We start from the raw sequence: 16041 nt of genomic DNA, 5'->3' as shown, positions 1-16041 counted from the left end.
CCGGTTGCTGACAATGGCAACGGGGCTTTTTGGCGTGTCGTATTCCATTCATCGAAATGGTATTAAATGCCATCTATACCATTTAACACATTGACTTGGTAAATGTTAAATGTTTTAATAGTTTGTATGTTCTGAAAGTATAAGTAAAAAAGGGGTGTTGATTATGGCGAAAACGGCAACGGGGAATAACGCTTCAGTTCCTGCAAAGGGCCAGGACAAGGCGAAGATGGCAGGGAATAGAAGAGAGGCGGGGCATGTCCCGGATTTCGAAGCAATCGAGGCATCTGCCAGTTTCCGGGAATTAATGAAGAAGAAAAAGGCATTTTTGATTTCGACGACGATCTTATTTTTAGGCTTGTATCTATTATTCAACCTCATCATTTCCTATACCGATTGGCTAAGTGCGCCTTTCATCGGCGATATTTCATGGGTGTGGATATTTGCTTTCGGCCTTTTCGCCATGACGTGGATTCTTGTCACCGTATACATGAAACGCGCAGCGAAATTTGATGAAATGGCGCACGATACATTAAAAGAATTCAATTATGACGAGGAGGAAAACCGATGAACGCAACTGTCATTATCATTTTTTTAGTCATCGTTGCGATGACTCTCGTCATAACGTATTTTGCAGCGAAACGCACCAATTCAGCGAGTGATTTCTACACAGCAGGAGGCGGATTGACCGGCTGGCAAAACGGTCTGGCGATTGCCGGGGATTATCTGTCTGCGGCATCATTCTTAGGAATCGCCGGGTCGATTGCGTTATTTGGCTTTGATGGCTTCCTGTTTTCAATCGGTTACTTAGTGGCCTATCTGGTAGTCTTATTCGTCGTAGCGGAACCCCTGCGCAATTTGGGGAAATACACGCTGGCGGATATGATCAATGCGCGTTTTAACGCGAAGAAAGTGCGCGGCGCTGCGGCGCTCAGCTCTATCACAATTGTCATCTTCTATATGATTGCCCAGCTCGTCGGTGCCGGCGCGTTGATCCAATTATTATTCGGTATCGACTATTTATGGGCTGTCTTGCTGGTCGGGATTATGATGACGATCTATGTCCTGTTTGGCGGTATGACCGCGACGAGCTGGGTGCAGATTATCAAAGCAGTGCTGCTAATGATCGGTACAGTCATCTTGTCGTTCCTGGTCTTGCAGCGTTTCGACTTCAGCATCCTGGAGATGTTCGCACAAGTAAAAACGGCGACACCGCACGGAGAAGCGTTCCTCAATCCTGGTGTAAAATACAAAATACCTTTGGATACCATTTCGCTAATGCTGGCACTCGTCCTCGGTACAGCTGGTCTGCCGCACATCCTTATGCGCTTCTTCACGGTGCGTGACGCAAAAACGGCGCGGAGTTCTGTTATGTGGGCAACGTGGATAGTAGGCATTTTCTACGTTATGACCATTTTCCTTGGTTTTGGTGCTGCGGCATTCGTGGGCTCTGAAACCATCATCAATACCAACCCTGCCGGCAATATGGCGGCACCACTCCTTGCGCAAGCTTTGGGCGGAGATATCCTGATGTCGTTCATTTCCGCAGTAGCCTTTGCTACGATCCTTGCCGTTGTGGCCGGCCTGGTGCTGACCGGGGCATCCGCGTTTGCCCATGATATTTACGGCCAGATCATCAAAAAAGGACAAGCAACAGAACGGCAGCAAATGCTTGCGGCCCGCTACGCGTCTGTCGGGGTATCCGTGTTCTCGATTATCCTGGCCATTTTTGCCCAGAGCCTGAACGTGGCGTTCCTGGTGTCGCTGGCGTTCTGTATCGCAGCTAGCGCCAATTTACCGGTTATCGTTTACACGATTTTCTGGAAGAAATTCAATACGACCGGAGCAGTTTCGGCCATCATTACTGGACTGGTGTCCGCGCTTGTTCTGGTGTCAATTGGCCCGAGCGTCATGAACCCGGAAGCCGGGGCAGCCATTATTACAGGCACTCCTCTCTTCCCGCTGACCAATCCCGCCATCGTTTCCATTCCGCTTGGATTCCTCGGTGGAGTCGTCGGGACCTTGTTATCGAAAGAAGCCAACGAGAAGAAATTCTCCGAAGTCAATGTCCGCGCAAACACAGGCGGCTTCAGACAGTTATAGGATCAAAACAAGCCGCCTTCCTGTAATTTAGGAAGGCGGCTTGTTTTAGCTAAAGTAAGAAATTCACGAAAGTTTACAGACAAGCACTATATTCAATTTTTTGGCTGACCACGTCTTTTATTTAGTCGGGATGGTTTCTCTGTGGTGATTGCCATGCACAACTGCTCCTCCTTTATAAACCGTCTCGACTGCACGGAAAGCAGAAAGGGTTTCTTCTGGATCTTCGGACAAGATGATGAAATCAGCTATTTTTCCTTTTTCCAGTGAACCGAATTCGTTTTGGACATTCAGGACTGAGGCCGCATCATAAGTAGCGGAAGCGATGATGTCACGGATATTCATCCCGCCTTCATGCATCAATTCAAGCTCTTTGGCAAAGTCGCCGTGCAAGTTGAAAGGAGTGCCAGCGTCTGTGCCGGCAGCAATTTTCACTCCGGCTTGGACTGCTTTTCGGAAACTTTCTTTATGGGCCTCATAGCAATAAATAGCCTTTTTGACGGCATGCGGAGGTATCGCTCCGGAATCGGCATTTTTCACAATATAATAAGGTGCGGCAAGGGTAGGAACAAGCACAGTTCCATATTTGATCATCAATTCAATGGTTTCGTCGTCTAGGAAGATGCCATGCTCAATGGTTGTAATTCCGGCACGTACGGCATTCTGAATACCTACAGTACCTTGGGCATGTGAAGCGGTGGTCTTTCCAGCGTGGAGTGCTTCTTCAACAGCTGCCCGCATTTCTTTTTCAGACAACTGCGGCGAACCCGGGTCAACTCCAGGCGTCATAACCCCGCCAGTCGCCATCAGTTTCAGCACGTCAGCGCCTTGCTTCAATGTTTGGCGAGCCGCTTTGCGGACTTCGTCTTCGCCATCAGCTTCAGAAGCGAGAGGGTAGCCGTGGCCTCCAGTCATGACGATTGGCTGGCCAGAACCGTAAACAGTCGGGCCCGATATAAGACCTGCATTGACTGCATCGCGGTACGCCAGATCAATATGCCACTTAGAACCCAGGTTACGGACACTGGTGACTCCTGATTTCAGCTGTTTTTGCGCATTGGCTTGGTGGCGATAGGCAGAAGTAGCCTGGCTGTCAGTAGCAATTTGAGCGAATGGATCAGCTATGCCATCCATGCCAAGGTGAATGTGCATATCGAAAAAGCCCGGTAAAATGGTTTTTCCCTGTGCGTCGATAACGGTTTCTGCGCTTCTTTTGGCCGCCTCTTCACCGACAGCAACAATCTTGTTTTCTTCAATGACGATGGCTGACTGTAACAGCTTCTCGCCTCTTCCTGTATAAATCGTGGCATTTTCAATTTTCAAAGACAATGGAATTCCTCCTTCATTTTATGGTCAAGAGATGTTTCCTGCGGAGCCAAGCAGCAATATGTCTTTCTTTGTAATTTGAATTATTGAAATATTTTCATTTTTACTTCTCCTACTATATAGAAGAGGGCACAAAAAGACACGGAATAAGTTAGGGGTGGCCTCAAAAGAAGTTTTGAGTTATAAAAATGATTATTTTATAGTTTTATATTCCCTCTGAAGCGAGATGAATTAAGCTGTTAAGAGGTTTCTCCTCACCTTATTGTAAAAGAAGCCAGCGAAAAGAATTTCTCCGAAGCCAATGTCCACGTGAACACGGCCGATTCAGACAGCCAAAAGATGAAAAGAACATAAAACAAGCCGTCTCCTTTTTATTAAAGGACAGACGGCTTGTTTAGATTTTGCAGGAATCGATGGACGATTTCATTGAATTCCGGAAATTTCTTTGGTGGTGTTTCGTGAGAGACACCTTTTATATAGACTACTTCTACGTGTTGCACTGATCGCAGAAAAGCGTCTTGATGATGGTGCATCGGTTTTTCCTGAGAACCATAGATCATCAGCACCGGCATGGTCAACCGGTAAAGCGAATGGGTGGAATCATACTTCAATCCCTCTTTGCAAAATTCGTATACGCTTTTGGCATTGGCCTTTTTGGCATAATCGAAAAACTTCTTTTCGTCGCTTTGGTAATACTTATGCGTCTTGGCCTGCATTTTGGCGAGCAGCGGAATCTGGTGAAGTTTGGACATGGCCATTCCGAAAACAATCAAGCTTTTCAAGCCTAAATGGTCCACTTTTGGATAAGCGCTGGTAAGAATCAAAGCGGCTGTCCGTTCCGGATAAAGCAAAGCGAATTCCTGCGCTATGGTACCTCCATTGGAAAATCCACAAATAACCGCCTTTTCAATTCCAATAGAATCCAACAGTTTTTTCAAATCGTTGGCCAGCAAGAGAATCGATAGCGGATCTTTGCCGATGGAACTACGGCCGTGGCCCCGGAGATCGTAAAAGATGGTCTGGTAATGATGGGACAATATTTCCTGATGCATGAACACCTGGTGGCCCATGACAGGCGGATGGACAAAGACAATTGGTTGGCCTTGCCCTTTTATCTCGTAATACAAAGAGACGGAATCATCGATAACAGCATATGGCATTGGCAAGCTCCTTTTTTAATGAGGTGATAAATTGAGTGATTGAGGCAAACGGGATACAAGATTGAAAAAGCCGCGGCTTTCTTTGCAGTTTCACCTCTATACCCTGACTGCCAGTGATGTAAAACAAAAACCTCGTGTAAAAGCTGGTATGAGGATTTTCTGCAAGTTACTGGCCCAATCGTTATCCGGCAAAAAAATTTCGCGAATACCATTATTGTGGTAAAATTTCTTGAGATATAATTCACATTAGCTGGAGTTTCCAGAAGGAGCAGGTGCAAAAATGATAGTTGGAATTGATGCAGGCGGGACGCTGATCAAAGTGGCTTACGCGGAAGCGGGGGGAATTCACTTTGCGAAATATCCGATTGCGGAAATGGAACAGGTGGCTGATTGGATAAATGGGCTGGGCCAAGCGGATATTTGTGTAACTGGGGGAAAATCAGGCGTTTTGCGTTCTTTTTTAACGAAAGAAACAAATGAAATGGTCGAATTCGAAGCGACGCATTTAGGCGTCCAATTTCTTCTTGAAAAGATGGGGCGCAACGATGACGCGTATTTGGTGACAAATGTAGGCACCGGGACTTCTATCCATTGCATTCAGAACAATACCCATGAACGGCTAGGTGGGACGGGAGTCGGCGGCGGCACGTTGATTGGCCTGAGCCATTTGCTGACAGGCTTGACCGATTTCGATGAAATTGTGCGGCTGGCAAGCAAAGGATCCAGAGAGCGGATTGATTTAAAAGTAAAGCATATCTATGAAGGCAAAGAACCGCCGATATCCGGCGAATTGACAGCCAGCAATTTTGGCCAAGATCTTTTTTCGATATCCAGCGAATTGTCGGTCGAGGAATTGCTGGCAACGGTCATCGGACTTGTCGGGGAAACGGTCAGCACTGTCAGCGTCCAAGCGGCGCGCCAATGCAGCAGCTCAACTATTATTTATATTGGGTCGTCGTTTATTGAAAATGCGCTGCTCAAACAAGTGGTGGAAAGCTATACGATTTTAAGGGGCTCTATACCGCTGTTCCTGGAGAACGGTGAATTTTCCGGAGCGGTCGGAGCGATGAAGAGTTTAATCTGAAAAATGGCTGTCGAGTGTCTCTCGACAGCTCTTTTCATTTCGCTGCCACAATGCTTTTTCTCCAATAAAGACCATGAAACTTTGCTTTAATCCGTTCAGTTGAGAGGCGCAAAATCAAAACTAAAGCAGCTATTAGACCGTTAATTCGCAACTGAATTAGCGGTCTTTTCTTTGCTGTCATCTAAGCGTTCAATATTAAATCGCACCCTTTTAAACAATTGAATTAACCGTACTTTCAATTGACATACAATATTTATTGTAAGGTGTTAAAACCTTGCTGAAACGACTGCCAATTCAGTTGTTAACCCTAATTTGAAAAAGAGAAAGTTTATTTTTTTCATAGAAATCTATAAATGGAATTTAATTGTAAGGAAAGAGAAACTGTTTAAAGTTTCATCCGTATTACTACTATGAACACATTTGTTTGAAGAAATAGTGTAGTTATTTTACTAAATTTATGAGGAGGTCATTTTATGGATTTTTTAAGAAACAACGAACACTCATCTATGAAAAAAGCTCTCGGCATTCTTTTTTTGATTTTCATCAGTTTATTGATTATGGGTTGTTCAGCCAAAGGGCCAGCAAAGGGAAATGGAGCAGAAGCGGAAGAGACGGCCGATAAAAATGAACAAGCGATTCGGGCTGTTATCGAAGAGGAATTCGATGGGCCAGATGAGAAATATAAAGAATTATTGGATGCCGCGATGGAAGCGCAAATTTCAGAAGAATATATGGATGATTATGAAGCCTATCTGGAATCAGCCGAATATCAAGCATTAATGAGCTATATGGAAGAAACCTATGCATCCTACTTTACAGAGAACGGGTATGATAACTTCATAAATGCAGTTCCTGCTTTTATGTATTCTGGTTTTGATCAAGATTATGAGTTGAACGCTTCTAATATTGAAATAGCTCAAAGCGAACACGGACCAACGCTATACGCCTTCACTTTCCAAGTAGAATATACAGATGAGAATGGAGAATCTAGTCAATTCAATTTCGAGGGGGATGCAATTGCCCCTGAAAAAGGAAAAATCGGGAAGATCGAATATTTGGATGGGTATGAGGATGGACTGCATCAAGTGCTAACAAACAATGAACAAAAAAAGACTAACTGAACGCCACCTTTAGACGGCGTTTGTTTCATTTAAGATGAACGATATGAAGTTACTGCATAAGAAAAAATGGCGTGTAGTTTCGCAGATTTCAGGTTTTGAAAACCTTACGAATTAGAATACTTTTTTGAGTTATTATAAGGTGTTTATTTGTAGTGGGAATTGTTGCGATTTTAAATGCTAATAGAAGGTTTTGCTTCTCTCATCTGAACGGGTTACCTTTGCTTTGAAAGTTTTTTTATGATAAGTACGGCCGTGTCAATATCCAGGAAAAAGCTAAAGACTATTTAAATGTTCTGAAACATAGACTAAGATAAACTAAATACGAGTCCATGACACTTAAAGGAGCTGAAGAAATGATCAGTAAAGTTGGCCAGGTTATGTTGTACGTCAACAATCAAGACGAAGCAGTGGATTTTTGGTCAAAAAAATTGGGGTTTGCTGTAGTCGCTGATGAGAACAGCCAAGGAATGAGATGGATTGAAATAGCTCCGTCAGAGGGTGCTGAAACGAGCATCGTTCTGCATAACAAAGAAACAGTCGCAAAAATGTCGCCTGGATTAAATTTAGGCACTCCTTCTTTGATGTTTTTCACGGAAGATGCCGAAAAGCTTTTCAAGGAGTTTACCGGTAAGAACATTACAGTCGGAGAAATTGTAGAAATGCCTTCAGGCAAAGTGTTCAACTTTGCGGACAATGAAGATAATTATTTTGCGGTAATGGAAAGATAGATTCAACGCAAAAAGGACTCGTGGAACTCTTTCAGGCTGTAGACAAACTCGATCGATGCGAGGCGTTTATGGTCTTTTTTATATGGAAAAAAGAGGCTTTGGGAAAATTCATCCTAAAACCTCTTTAGTCTACAGTCAGAGATGGCGTCTGAACGCCATCTTTTATTTGTCTATAATCGTCAGCTTGTTGCGGATGTCGGTGCGTTGGCCTTGTTCCGGCACGTGCTGCGGATAGCCGATCATCATCGTGGCCACTATTTTTTCAGCTGGCGCAATCCCGATTGCATTACGGAATACCGGATTGTAGACCCAGTCGTTCGAGCGCCAGATCATGCCGATGCCACGTTCCCAGGCTGCAAGCTGGAAATTCTGCAGCAGCGAAGAAATTGCGCCGTAATCTTCATCCCAACGGCGCTGCCGCGGATCGACTGGCATAATGGCCACAACGTGCACCGGTATAGAGCGGAAATACTGCGCTTTGTTCAGCGCTGTCTGCGGAATGGTGCCATCTTTTTGGGTCATAGCATCCAGGAAAGCCTGGACGAATTTCTCTTTGCCCGCTCCGGTATATAATTGAAAACGCCAAGGTTCATTGAGCATATGGTTCGGTGCCCATCTGGCGACATTCAGCAAGTCGATGATTTCTTCAGGATCAATCGGGTCCGGCTTGAATTTCTTTATTGATCGGCGTCCGATAATGTTTTGGTCTATAGCGTTTATCATGAGTGCGTCCTCCTCTGTCCACTTAAATGTTTCTATCTTAATCAAACCAGTCTGCAGAAGGAAACGCAATAAAAGCGTGTTAAAAAAGACAAAATATCTCCTGCGGCAAAAGGGAATTGTTGATAGAATAGAAACCATAGTAAGGAGTGGATTGGATATGGCGACAGTGGCAATCATCGGCGGCGGCATTACCGGATTATCAGCCGCGCATTATTTGGAAAAGCTGAAGCAGGACCAGAACCTTGAATTGGATCTTGTGCTGATTGAAGGAGAGGCCCAGCTGGGCGGCAAAATACGCACTGTGGACAATGGCGAGTTCATCATGGAAACGGGAGCGGATTCGATCGTCGCCCGCCATGCAAGTGTTCTGCAGCTTGTAGGAGAATTGGGGCTGCAGGAAAGAGTCGTCTACAACGGCACGGGGATTTCTTATCTATATGCCAATAACAAATTGCATGCAATTCCAGCAGACAGTGTCTTCGGGATTCCCATGGACAAAGAAGCGTTGTTCAGTTCTACGCTTGTGTCAGAACAGGGCAAGCTGGAAGCGCTGAAAGATTTTGAAAGCACAAACGAGACGTTCACACGCAATAGTTCGCTCGGGGAGTTCCTGAAGGCGTTTCTAGGCGAGGAACTGGTAGAGAAGCAGATCGCCCCTGTATTGTCTGGCGTGTATTCCGGCAGCTTGGACGATTTGACGCTGGCCACGACCTTGCCTTATCTGGTGGATTACAAAAATGACTACGGCAGCATCATCAAAGGATTTGAAGCCAATAAAGCCCATTTCCAGGGAGCAGCAAACAAGAAATTCATTTCTTTTGATGGAGGAATGGCGGTATTGATTGATCGGCTTGAAGAAACGCTTCATGATACGAAAATCGTGAAAGAGGACCCGGTCTCCGCTATTGTCAAACAAGGTGACGGGTATGTAATTGAGCTCGCAGGAGGAAACGTCATCGGAGCTGACTTTGTTGTCTTGGCAACACCGCACCAAGTGGCCCAGCAAGTGTTGGGGCTTGAGGAGCTGGACGAGGAATTCCAGAAATTGACGAATTCTTCGCTGATCAGCGTCTACCTGGGATTTGATATTGCGGATGAAAACCTGCCTAAAGACGGCACCGGTTTTATCGTATCGGAAGGCAGTGACATCTTATGCAACGCCTGTACGTGGACCAGCCGGAAATGGAGCCATACTTCACGCGGCCACCACCTGCTTGTCAGGCTCTTTTATAAGAGTTCGAATCCGGCATACGAAGGATTGACAGCATTGTCCGATGCAGAACTAGTGAAAGTGGCATTGTCCGATATCCAAAAAAGCCTGGATATCGAAGCGCAGCCGACAACGGTCGAAGTAACCGATTGGAAAGGGCTTATGCCCAATTACCATATGGCCCATAAAGCCGCGGTCGATGCATTGGAAATGAAGATGGCAGCCGTGGTACCGAATGTCCATTTGGCAGGTTCTTCGTATTACGGAGTCGGCATCGGGGCGTGCATCCAAAACGGCAAAGACTTGGCGCAAGCTATCGCAAATAGTTTGCAGCAGCAAAATTAAAAAAGGAAACGGCCTTTAAAAAGCCGCTTCCTTTTTTGTATAGAAAAACTGCCGCATCCATGAGGAGCGGCAGTTAATTGAGAATGGTTGGGCTAATTGATTATAACGTTTCAGAGAAGGCAGGCACTTTAAGGCCTAATCCTTCAGCAACACGAGCGCCGAATTCAGCGTCAGCTTTGTAAAGATGACTGATTTGGCGGATTTTGATTTCTTCTAACGTTACAGCGCTTAAACCGCCGACGAACGTAGCGACCAACCGGTCTTGTTCTTCAGGGCTTTGCAGGCGGTACAGGTCGCCAGGCTGTGTATAGAAATCGTCTTGCAAATAAGTGACAGAATCAGTGAATCCTTCAACAGCAAGCGGAGCAGGTTTAACAGCAGCTGTTTCTTGGGGGCCGCTGAAGCTGTTCGGCTCGTAATAGACAGAAGCTCCGCCATTCTTGCCAAAGTTCATCTGGCCGTCGCGCTGATAATTATTGACTTGGTTTTTCGGCGCATTGATCGGCAGCATCTGGTGGTTGGCGCCTACACGGTAGCGATGTGCATCGTGGTAGGCGAACAAACGGCCTTGCAGCATTTTGTCAGGTGATACATCGATCCCCGGTACCAATGTGCCAGGTGAGAATGTCGCCTGTTCAACTTCCGCAAAATAGTTTTCTGGATTGCGGTCCAAGACCATACGGCCGACTTCGATTAACGGGTAATCTTTATGCGACCACGTTTTCGTCACATCGAATGGATCGAAGCGGTACGTGTCGGCTTCTTCCAAAGGCATGATTTGTACGTACATCTTCCAAGCAGGGAAATCTCCTTGATCGATTGAATTGAACAAGTCTTCCGTATGGTAGTCGGGGTTTTCGCCCGCAATTTTATCTGCCACGTCTTGTGTGATGTTTTTGATGCCTTGTTCCGTCAGCATATGGTATTTCACCCATACCGATTCACCTTCAGCGTTCGTCCATTTGAACGTATGGCTGCCGAATCCATGCATATGGCGAAGCGTCGCAGGAATTCCGCGGTCACCCATCAAATAAGTGACTTGGTGCAGTGATTCCGGTGATAGCGACCAGAAGTCCCACACTGCGTCAGGGTTTTTTAGATGGGTTTGTGGATGGCGTTTTTGAGTATGGATGAAATCCGGGAATTTGATTGCATCGCGGATGAAGAAAATCGGCGTGTTGTTTCCAACTAAATCGTAGTTTCCTTCTTCCGTGTAGAATTTCAAAGAGAATCCGCGCGGATCGCGCACGGTGTCCGCAGAACCGTTTTCACCGGCTACTGTGGAAAAGCGTGCGAACATTTCCGTCTTTTTGCCGACTTCCGACAAGAAAGAAGCTTTCGTATATTTGGTGATGTCATTCGTCACTTCGAAATAACCATGTGCGCCTGCACCTTTGGCGTGGACGACGCGCTCAGGAACACGTTCACGGTTAAAATGGGCTAATTTTTCAAGAAGGTGAACATCTTGCAATAGGACAGGTCCGCGTTGTCCGGCTGTCTGTGAGTTTTGGTTATCTCCGACTGGGGCGCCCCAGTTAGTTGTAAGACCTTGTTTGTCTTGACTCATGAATCGAACACCTCGTTCTCTGGATTTGTATTAAACACTACCTTATCAATGATAACAGTTTCTACATTAAAATCAATCCTTAATGATAATCATTATAAATAATGTGTGACTAGAAATGGAATGAAATAAATTTTTAAACGAAGATTTGAATTTTAAACTGCAGGGTAAGCATCTCGTTGCAATCCAAAATAAAAGCCGATAAGATAAGGATAGAAAGAGTTTTCAGAAAACTATATTTTGTAAGCACTTACAATTGGTCCGCCGCCGCAAAACGCAGAGGAAGCGGCTATTCGATTCCAAAGGGGATGAAGCGCATGTTCATTACAGAAAGCATTGCTGAATACGCAAAAACGCAGCCGGACAAAGTTTATACCTCTTTCCAAGGCAGAGAAATGAGGTATCGTGAATTTTACCGGAAAGCCGAAGGCGTGGCGGCTTATTTCCAGCAAAAAGGCTATGAAAAAGAAGACATCATCGCTTTGTATGCGTTGAATTCGGATTTCTTTCTCGTGTGCTATTTCGGCATCCAATTGGGCGGTTTTACCGCCATGCCGATCAATACAAAACTGGCCGTTCCAGAAGTGGAGTATATCTTTTCGAACTCGCAGGCGAAAGCGCTGATTTACGAAGAGAAAATCGAAGAAGTGATCAAAAAGAGCGAACACAAATTCCAAGATGTGCTGAAAATCGGCGCAGGCGGTCCGTTCGATCGCTTGATGGCGGGTGAGCAGCCAGAATTCAAACCTGTCAAACTGGCTGGAGATGATACAGCGGTGGTCATGTACACGTCAGGCACTACCGGGAAACCGAAAGGGGTCATGCTGACCAATGCCAATCTCGGCGCTACCGCAGACATTTGGGCGGAGGCGCTGTCCGTCACCGCCGATGACCGCATGCTAATTTCAACGCCTTTGTTCCACTGCGCGGCTAGCCACGTATTCGTAGCACCGGTTACGGCAAAAGGCGGTTCGCTCGTCATCGAAGAAGCGTTTTCGCCGGACCAAACTTTGCAAACGCTGGAATCAGAGCAGCCGACAATGTTCTTCGGAGTACCGGCGATGTACAGCATTCTTTTGAACCGCCCGGATATTAAAAGCCGGGAATTGTCTTCGCTGCGCTTGTTCTGCTACGGTGCTGCACCGATGCCCTATGAACTTGTGAAACAGCTGAAAGAGGCGTTTCCGGAAGTGGCTGTCCAGAATTGCTACGGGCAAACAGAAAATGCGCCCGCCGCTTCATCGCTGAAAGACCATTTGGCATTGGAAAAAATCGGTTCGGTGGGAGAAGCACTGCCGCTGACAGAAATCAGGGTGGTCGACGAGTTTGGAGAATCGCTCCCTGCAGGGCAAGTGGGTGAAATAACGGTTAAAGGCCCTCAAGTGATGAAAGGCTATTTGCGCAACGAAGAAGCGACTCGCCAAGCCATTAAAAACGGCTGGCTTTACAGCGGGGATTTAGGGAAATTCGATGAGGAGGGTTTATTGTATATAGTGGACCGCAAGAAAGACATGATCATCCGCGGCGGTGAGAACGTTTACCCGGTGGAAGTGGAAGAAGTGCTTTATCAGATTCCACAGCTGCTGGAGGCGGCGGTTGTCGGAGTACCGCATGAAGTTTACGGCGAAGTGCCGAAAGCCTATGCCGTTGTAAAAGCAGGACAGGCAATCAGCGAAGAAGAAGTCAAAGCGTATTGCGGCGCCCAGTTGGCAAAATACAAAGTGCCGCTGGAAGTGGAGTTTATGGATGAATTGCCAAGAAACGCTTCAGGAAAAGTACTGAAACATACGTTGCGCAAACCGGCGGAACAAACAAAATGAGTGGATTGGGAAGGGGAAATGAAATGATGGAAAATATATATTTGGTAAACGGAGCACGAACCGCATTCGGAGGGTTTGGAGGATCGTTCGCCAATGTCAGCGCCACGGAGCTGGGTACGGCAACAGCAATAGAAGCGCTGAAACGCTCCAATGTAAAAGTAGAAGACATCGACCACGTCGTATACGGCAACGTCATCCATTCAAGCGTCAACGCTGCTTACTTGGCGCGCCATATCGGCCTAAAAGCGGGCATTCCGAAAGAAGTTCCGGCATTGACACTAAACCGCCTATGCGGTTCGGGTGCACAAGCTGTCGTAACAGCGGCTCAAAATATTCTGCTCGGCGAGGCCGATATGGTCCTTGCCGGAGGCGCCGAAAATATGTCGATGTCGCCTTATGCCAATTTCAACCAGCGCTTTAATGGCCCGAAAATGGGCAATATGCAATTCGAGGATATGCTGACGGCTACGCTGACAGACCAATACACCGGCGCCGGAATGGGGATGACGGCCGAAAAATTGGCGGAGCAATACTCGATTTCACGCAAAGAACAAGATGCTTTTGCAGTCGAATCACACCAGCGGGCTGCGCTCGCCACAAAGAATGGCGTATTTGCAGAAGAAATCGTCGGAGTCGAAGTAAAGACCCGCAAAGGAACCGTTGTGGTTGATAAAGATGAACACATCAAACCCGAGGCAAGCACAGAAACGCTTGCGAAGCTGCGTCCGGCATTTAAAAAAGATGGCACCGTCACAGCGGGCAATGCCTCAGGCATCAACGACGGAGCAGCTTCAGTCGTTGTTGCCGGGCAAACAGCTGTCGACCGCCACGGCCTGGAGCCGATTGCGCGCATCGTTTCTTGGGGAGTGGCAGGAGTCGATCCGACCATTATGGGAATCGGTCCGGTCCCTGCCATCAAACAAGCACTCGAACGTGCCGGCTTGTCTCTTGAGGACATCGATTTGTTCGAAATCAATGAAGCATTCGCCGCCCAATATTTGGCGGTCGAAAAAGAGCTTGGGCTTTCCCGTGATAAAGTCAATGTCAACGGCGGCGCGGTGGCACTTGGCCATCCGGTGGGCACGAGCGGCACTCGCATCCTGTTATCGGCTGCTTACGAACTTAAGCGCCGCGGAGCGAAATACGCGGTAGCGAGCTTGTGCATAGGCGGCGGACAAGGCATTGCTGTCGTGATTGAAAGTACTTGATCTGCCATTCGATAAACTAAAAAATCCGATGCCGCTTTTAGGAAGCGGCATCGGATTTTTTTATGGTTTTATTTAATAGAAGCGTTTAAAGCTGTCGAATTTTTTGCCCCAATAGGAATCGCTCAGGCTGGTGATTTGGACGCGGTCCCCACCGGCATGGATAAAGTTGTTATTGCCAATATAAATGCCCATATGGGAAATTCCTGGTTTGTATGTATTGGCGAAGAACACCAAATCGCCCACTTGCGGATTGCTGATATCATATGAACGCGCATCGTAGCCTGTTGTATTGGTGCGTGGAATTTTGATGCCTGCTTTGTTGAATACGTAATAGATGTAGCCGCTGCAATCAAAGCCGCCTACGGATGCTCCACCCCAAACATATGGTGTGCCTAATTGGGAAGTGGCGATTGAAATCAGATTCCCGGCAGTGCCAGAAGGCGCCGGTGCAGGATTGGAAACAGGTTTTGGCGTCGGTTGTGTAGCGACTACTGTATTTTGGACATTCAGTTTTTGGCCGACTCGGATTGTGCTCGACGTCAAGCTGTTCCAGTTCATGATCTGTGTCACTGAAATGCCATGGCGGATGGCGATGCCCGTCAACGTATCTCCTTTAGCGACCGTGTATGTTCCGGCTGAAGCCACTGGAGCCGGAGCTGGGGCAGCAACTGCTGGCGCAGGTTTGACTGCCGCAGCAGCCGTTTGGAGCTTAAGAACTTGGCCGATCCGGATCGTGCTTGAAGAAAGGCTGTTCCAGCTCATCAACTGAGAAACGGAAACTTTGTGGCGGCTCGCTATGCCTGACAACGTATCGCCTTTAACAACTTTGTAAGAAGCCGAAGAAGCAACTGGAGCTTGCGCAATTGCTGGAGTCGGAGCCGGAGTTGCAGGTTTAGCAGAGGTTGCAGCTGCCCCGGCTATTTTCAGCTTTTGTCCTGGAAAAATTAAATGTGTAGTAAGGCCATTTAATTTCTGGATGTCGCTGACTTTCGTTTTATGTAGAGTTGCGATTCGGGAAAGTGTATCCCCGGATTTTACTATGTATTCGGAACTCGATGCTGTTTGGGGCTTCTGGGCTGTGGCCGGGCTGTTTGAAAAAGCAGCCGTTGCTGCAGGTGCTAATTTCAACACTTGATTAGCGTATATTGCATCAGAACTTAAGCCGTTCCATTTTTTCAAATCTGCTACAGTTACCTTGTTGGAAGAAGCGATTTTCCAAAGGCTGTCTCCAGGTTTAATCGTGTAAGAGCTGGCATCTGCATCTGTAACACCTAAAAATAAGGCTAAAGAACCTGTAGCAAGCACTGAAAAAGCAATTTTCTTCATTAATTCTCCCCATTCCATCATCTTAGTTTCAGAAAATAGTAAAATATACGAGCATCTAATAGTCTAGTTCATTGTATATTTATAAGAAGAAATAGGCAATATGATTTAATATTACAATTGTGTTACAAATAGATAATAGGGGTTTAAAGTAAAAAAAATACAAATTTAAAGGTCTTTAAATGTAATTCGTTATTTATAGTAGAAAATAAATCACAGATATTCTAATTGGATATCAAACGGATCGAAAAAAAGACGTGAGAAAAACAAAAATGAACAAAAAGTCCTCTTTTTTATCATATTATTAAATATTTGTTTTTTTATTATATAAA

The 16041-nt window shown here is 46.2% G+C and carries 13 protein-coding genes; 8 read left to right on the top strand and 5 right to left on the bottom strand.

Annotated elements, in window-relative coordinates; translation table 11 throughout:
• The first annotated feature begins 163 nt into the window (after positions 1-163).
• Together AC4EHJ_RS14130 and AC4EHJ_RS14125 are read left to right on the top strand one after the other, a co-directional pair.
• Positions 164-568, top strand: a complete 405-nt coding sequence (locus tag AC4EHJ_RS14130; RefSeq protein ID WP_490976268.1) for a DUF485 domain-containing protein — start codon at positions 164-166, stop codon at positions 566-568.
• On the top strand, positions 565-2100 hold the full coding sequence (locus AC4EHJ_RS14125) for a solute symporter family protein (protein WP_490976267.1): 1536 nt from the start codon (positions 565-567) through the stop codon (positions 2098-2100). The genes AC4EHJ_RS14130 and AC4EHJ_RS14125 overlap by 4 nt, the downstream gene beginning before the upstream one ends.
• Positions 2101-2217: 117 nt before the next feature.
• Here AC4EHJ_RS14125 and AC4EHJ_RS14120 read toward each other — a convergent pair whose 3' ends face one another.
• A complete protein-coding gene (locus AC4EHJ_RS14120; RefSeq protein WP_490976266.1) occupies positions 2218-3426 on the bottom strand; it encodes a metal-dependent hydrolase family protein in 1209 nt (402 codons plus the stop codon).
• 371 nt (positions 3427-3797) lie between these two features.
• On the bottom strand, positions 3798-4583 hold the full coding sequence (locus tag AC4EHJ_RS14115) for an alpha/beta fold hydrolase (RefSeq protein WP_490976265.1): 786 nt from the start codon (positions 4581-4583) through the stop codon (positions 3798-3800).
• Positions 4584-4863: 280 nt separating this feature from the next.
• Between AC4EHJ_RS14115 and coaW the strand changes: the two genes are divergently transcribed.
• From coaW to AC4EHJ_RS14100, 3 genes are all read left to right on the top strand, one after another.
• A complete protein-coding gene (gene coaW / locus AC4EHJ_RS14110; RefSeq protein ID WP_490976264.1) occupies positions 4864-5667 on the top strand; it encodes a type II pantothenate kinase in 804 nt (267 codons plus the stop codon).
• A gap of 473 nt (positions 5668-6140) precedes the next feature.
• The gene (locus AC4EHJ_RS14105) at positions 6141-6788 is read left to right on the top strand and encodes an LptM family lipoprotein (RefSeq protein WP_490976263.1); all 648 of its coding nucleotides are present in this window, start codon (positions 6141-6143) and stop codon (positions 6786-6788) included.
• 353 nt (positions 6789-7141) lie between these two features.
• A complete protein-coding gene (locus AC4EHJ_RS14100) occupies positions 7142-7516 on the top strand; it encodes a VOC family protein (protein WP_490976262.1) in 375 nt (124 codons plus the stop codon).
• 162 nt (positions 7517-7678) lie between these two features.
• Here AC4EHJ_RS14100 and AC4EHJ_RS14095 read toward each other — a convergent pair whose 3' ends face one another.
• On the bottom strand, positions 7679-8239 hold the full coding sequence (locus tag AC4EHJ_RS14095; protein ID WP_490976261.1) for a nitroreductase family protein: 561 nt from the start codon (positions 8237-8239) through the stop codon (positions 7679-7681).
• 157 nt (positions 8240-8396) lie between these two features.
• On the opposite strand from AC4EHJ_RS14095, the gene AC4EHJ_RS14090 reads away from it, so the two are divergent.
• Complete coding sequence (locus AC4EHJ_RS14090; RefSeq protein ID WP_490976260.1) at positions 8397-9794, top strand: protoporphyrinogen oxidase; 1398 nt, start codon at positions 8397-8399, stop codon at positions 9792-9794.
• Positions 9795-9894: 100 nt separating this feature from the next.
• On the opposite strand, the gene katA is transcribed toward AC4EHJ_RS14090, so the two are convergent.
• Entirely contained in the window at positions 9895-11361 is a 1467-nt protein-coding gene (gene katA / locus AC4EHJ_RS14085; protein WP_490976259.1) for a catalase KatA, read from the bottom strand.
• 314 nt (positions 11362-11675) lie between these two features.
• On the opposite strand from katA, the gene AC4EHJ_RS14080 reads away from it, so the two are divergent.
• Both AC4EHJ_RS14080 and AC4EHJ_RS14075 read left to right on the top strand, forming a co-directional pair.
• Complete coding sequence (locus tag AC4EHJ_RS14080) at positions 11676-13178, top strand: class I adenylate-forming enzyme family protein (protein ID WP_490976258.1); 1503 nt, start codon at positions 11676-11678, stop codon at positions 13176-13178.
• A 26-nt stretch (positions 13179-13204) separates the two neighbouring features.
• Positions 13205-14386 carry an acetyl-CoA C-acetyltransferase gene (locus AC4EHJ_RS14075; protein WP_490976367.1) on the top strand — a complete coding sequence of 394 codons (1182 nt, stop codon included), beginning with the start codon at positions 13205-13207 and terminating at the stop codon, positions 14384-14386.
• Between the two features lie 72 nt (positions 14387-14458).
• On the opposite strand, the gene AC4EHJ_RS14070 is transcribed toward AC4EHJ_RS14075, so the two are convergent.
• Positions 14459-15712: a C40 family peptidase gene (locus AC4EHJ_RS14070; protein WP_490976257.1), complete on the bottom strand. Its 1254-nt coding sequence runs from the start codon at positions 15710-15712 to the stop codon at positions 14459-14461.
• Between the last annotated feature and the right edge of the window lie 329 nt (positions 15713-16041).

Source organism: Planococcus sp. TJ-301 (genome assembly GCF_058268475.1).
This window is presented reverse-complemented; position numbering and strand designations above follow the sequence as displayed.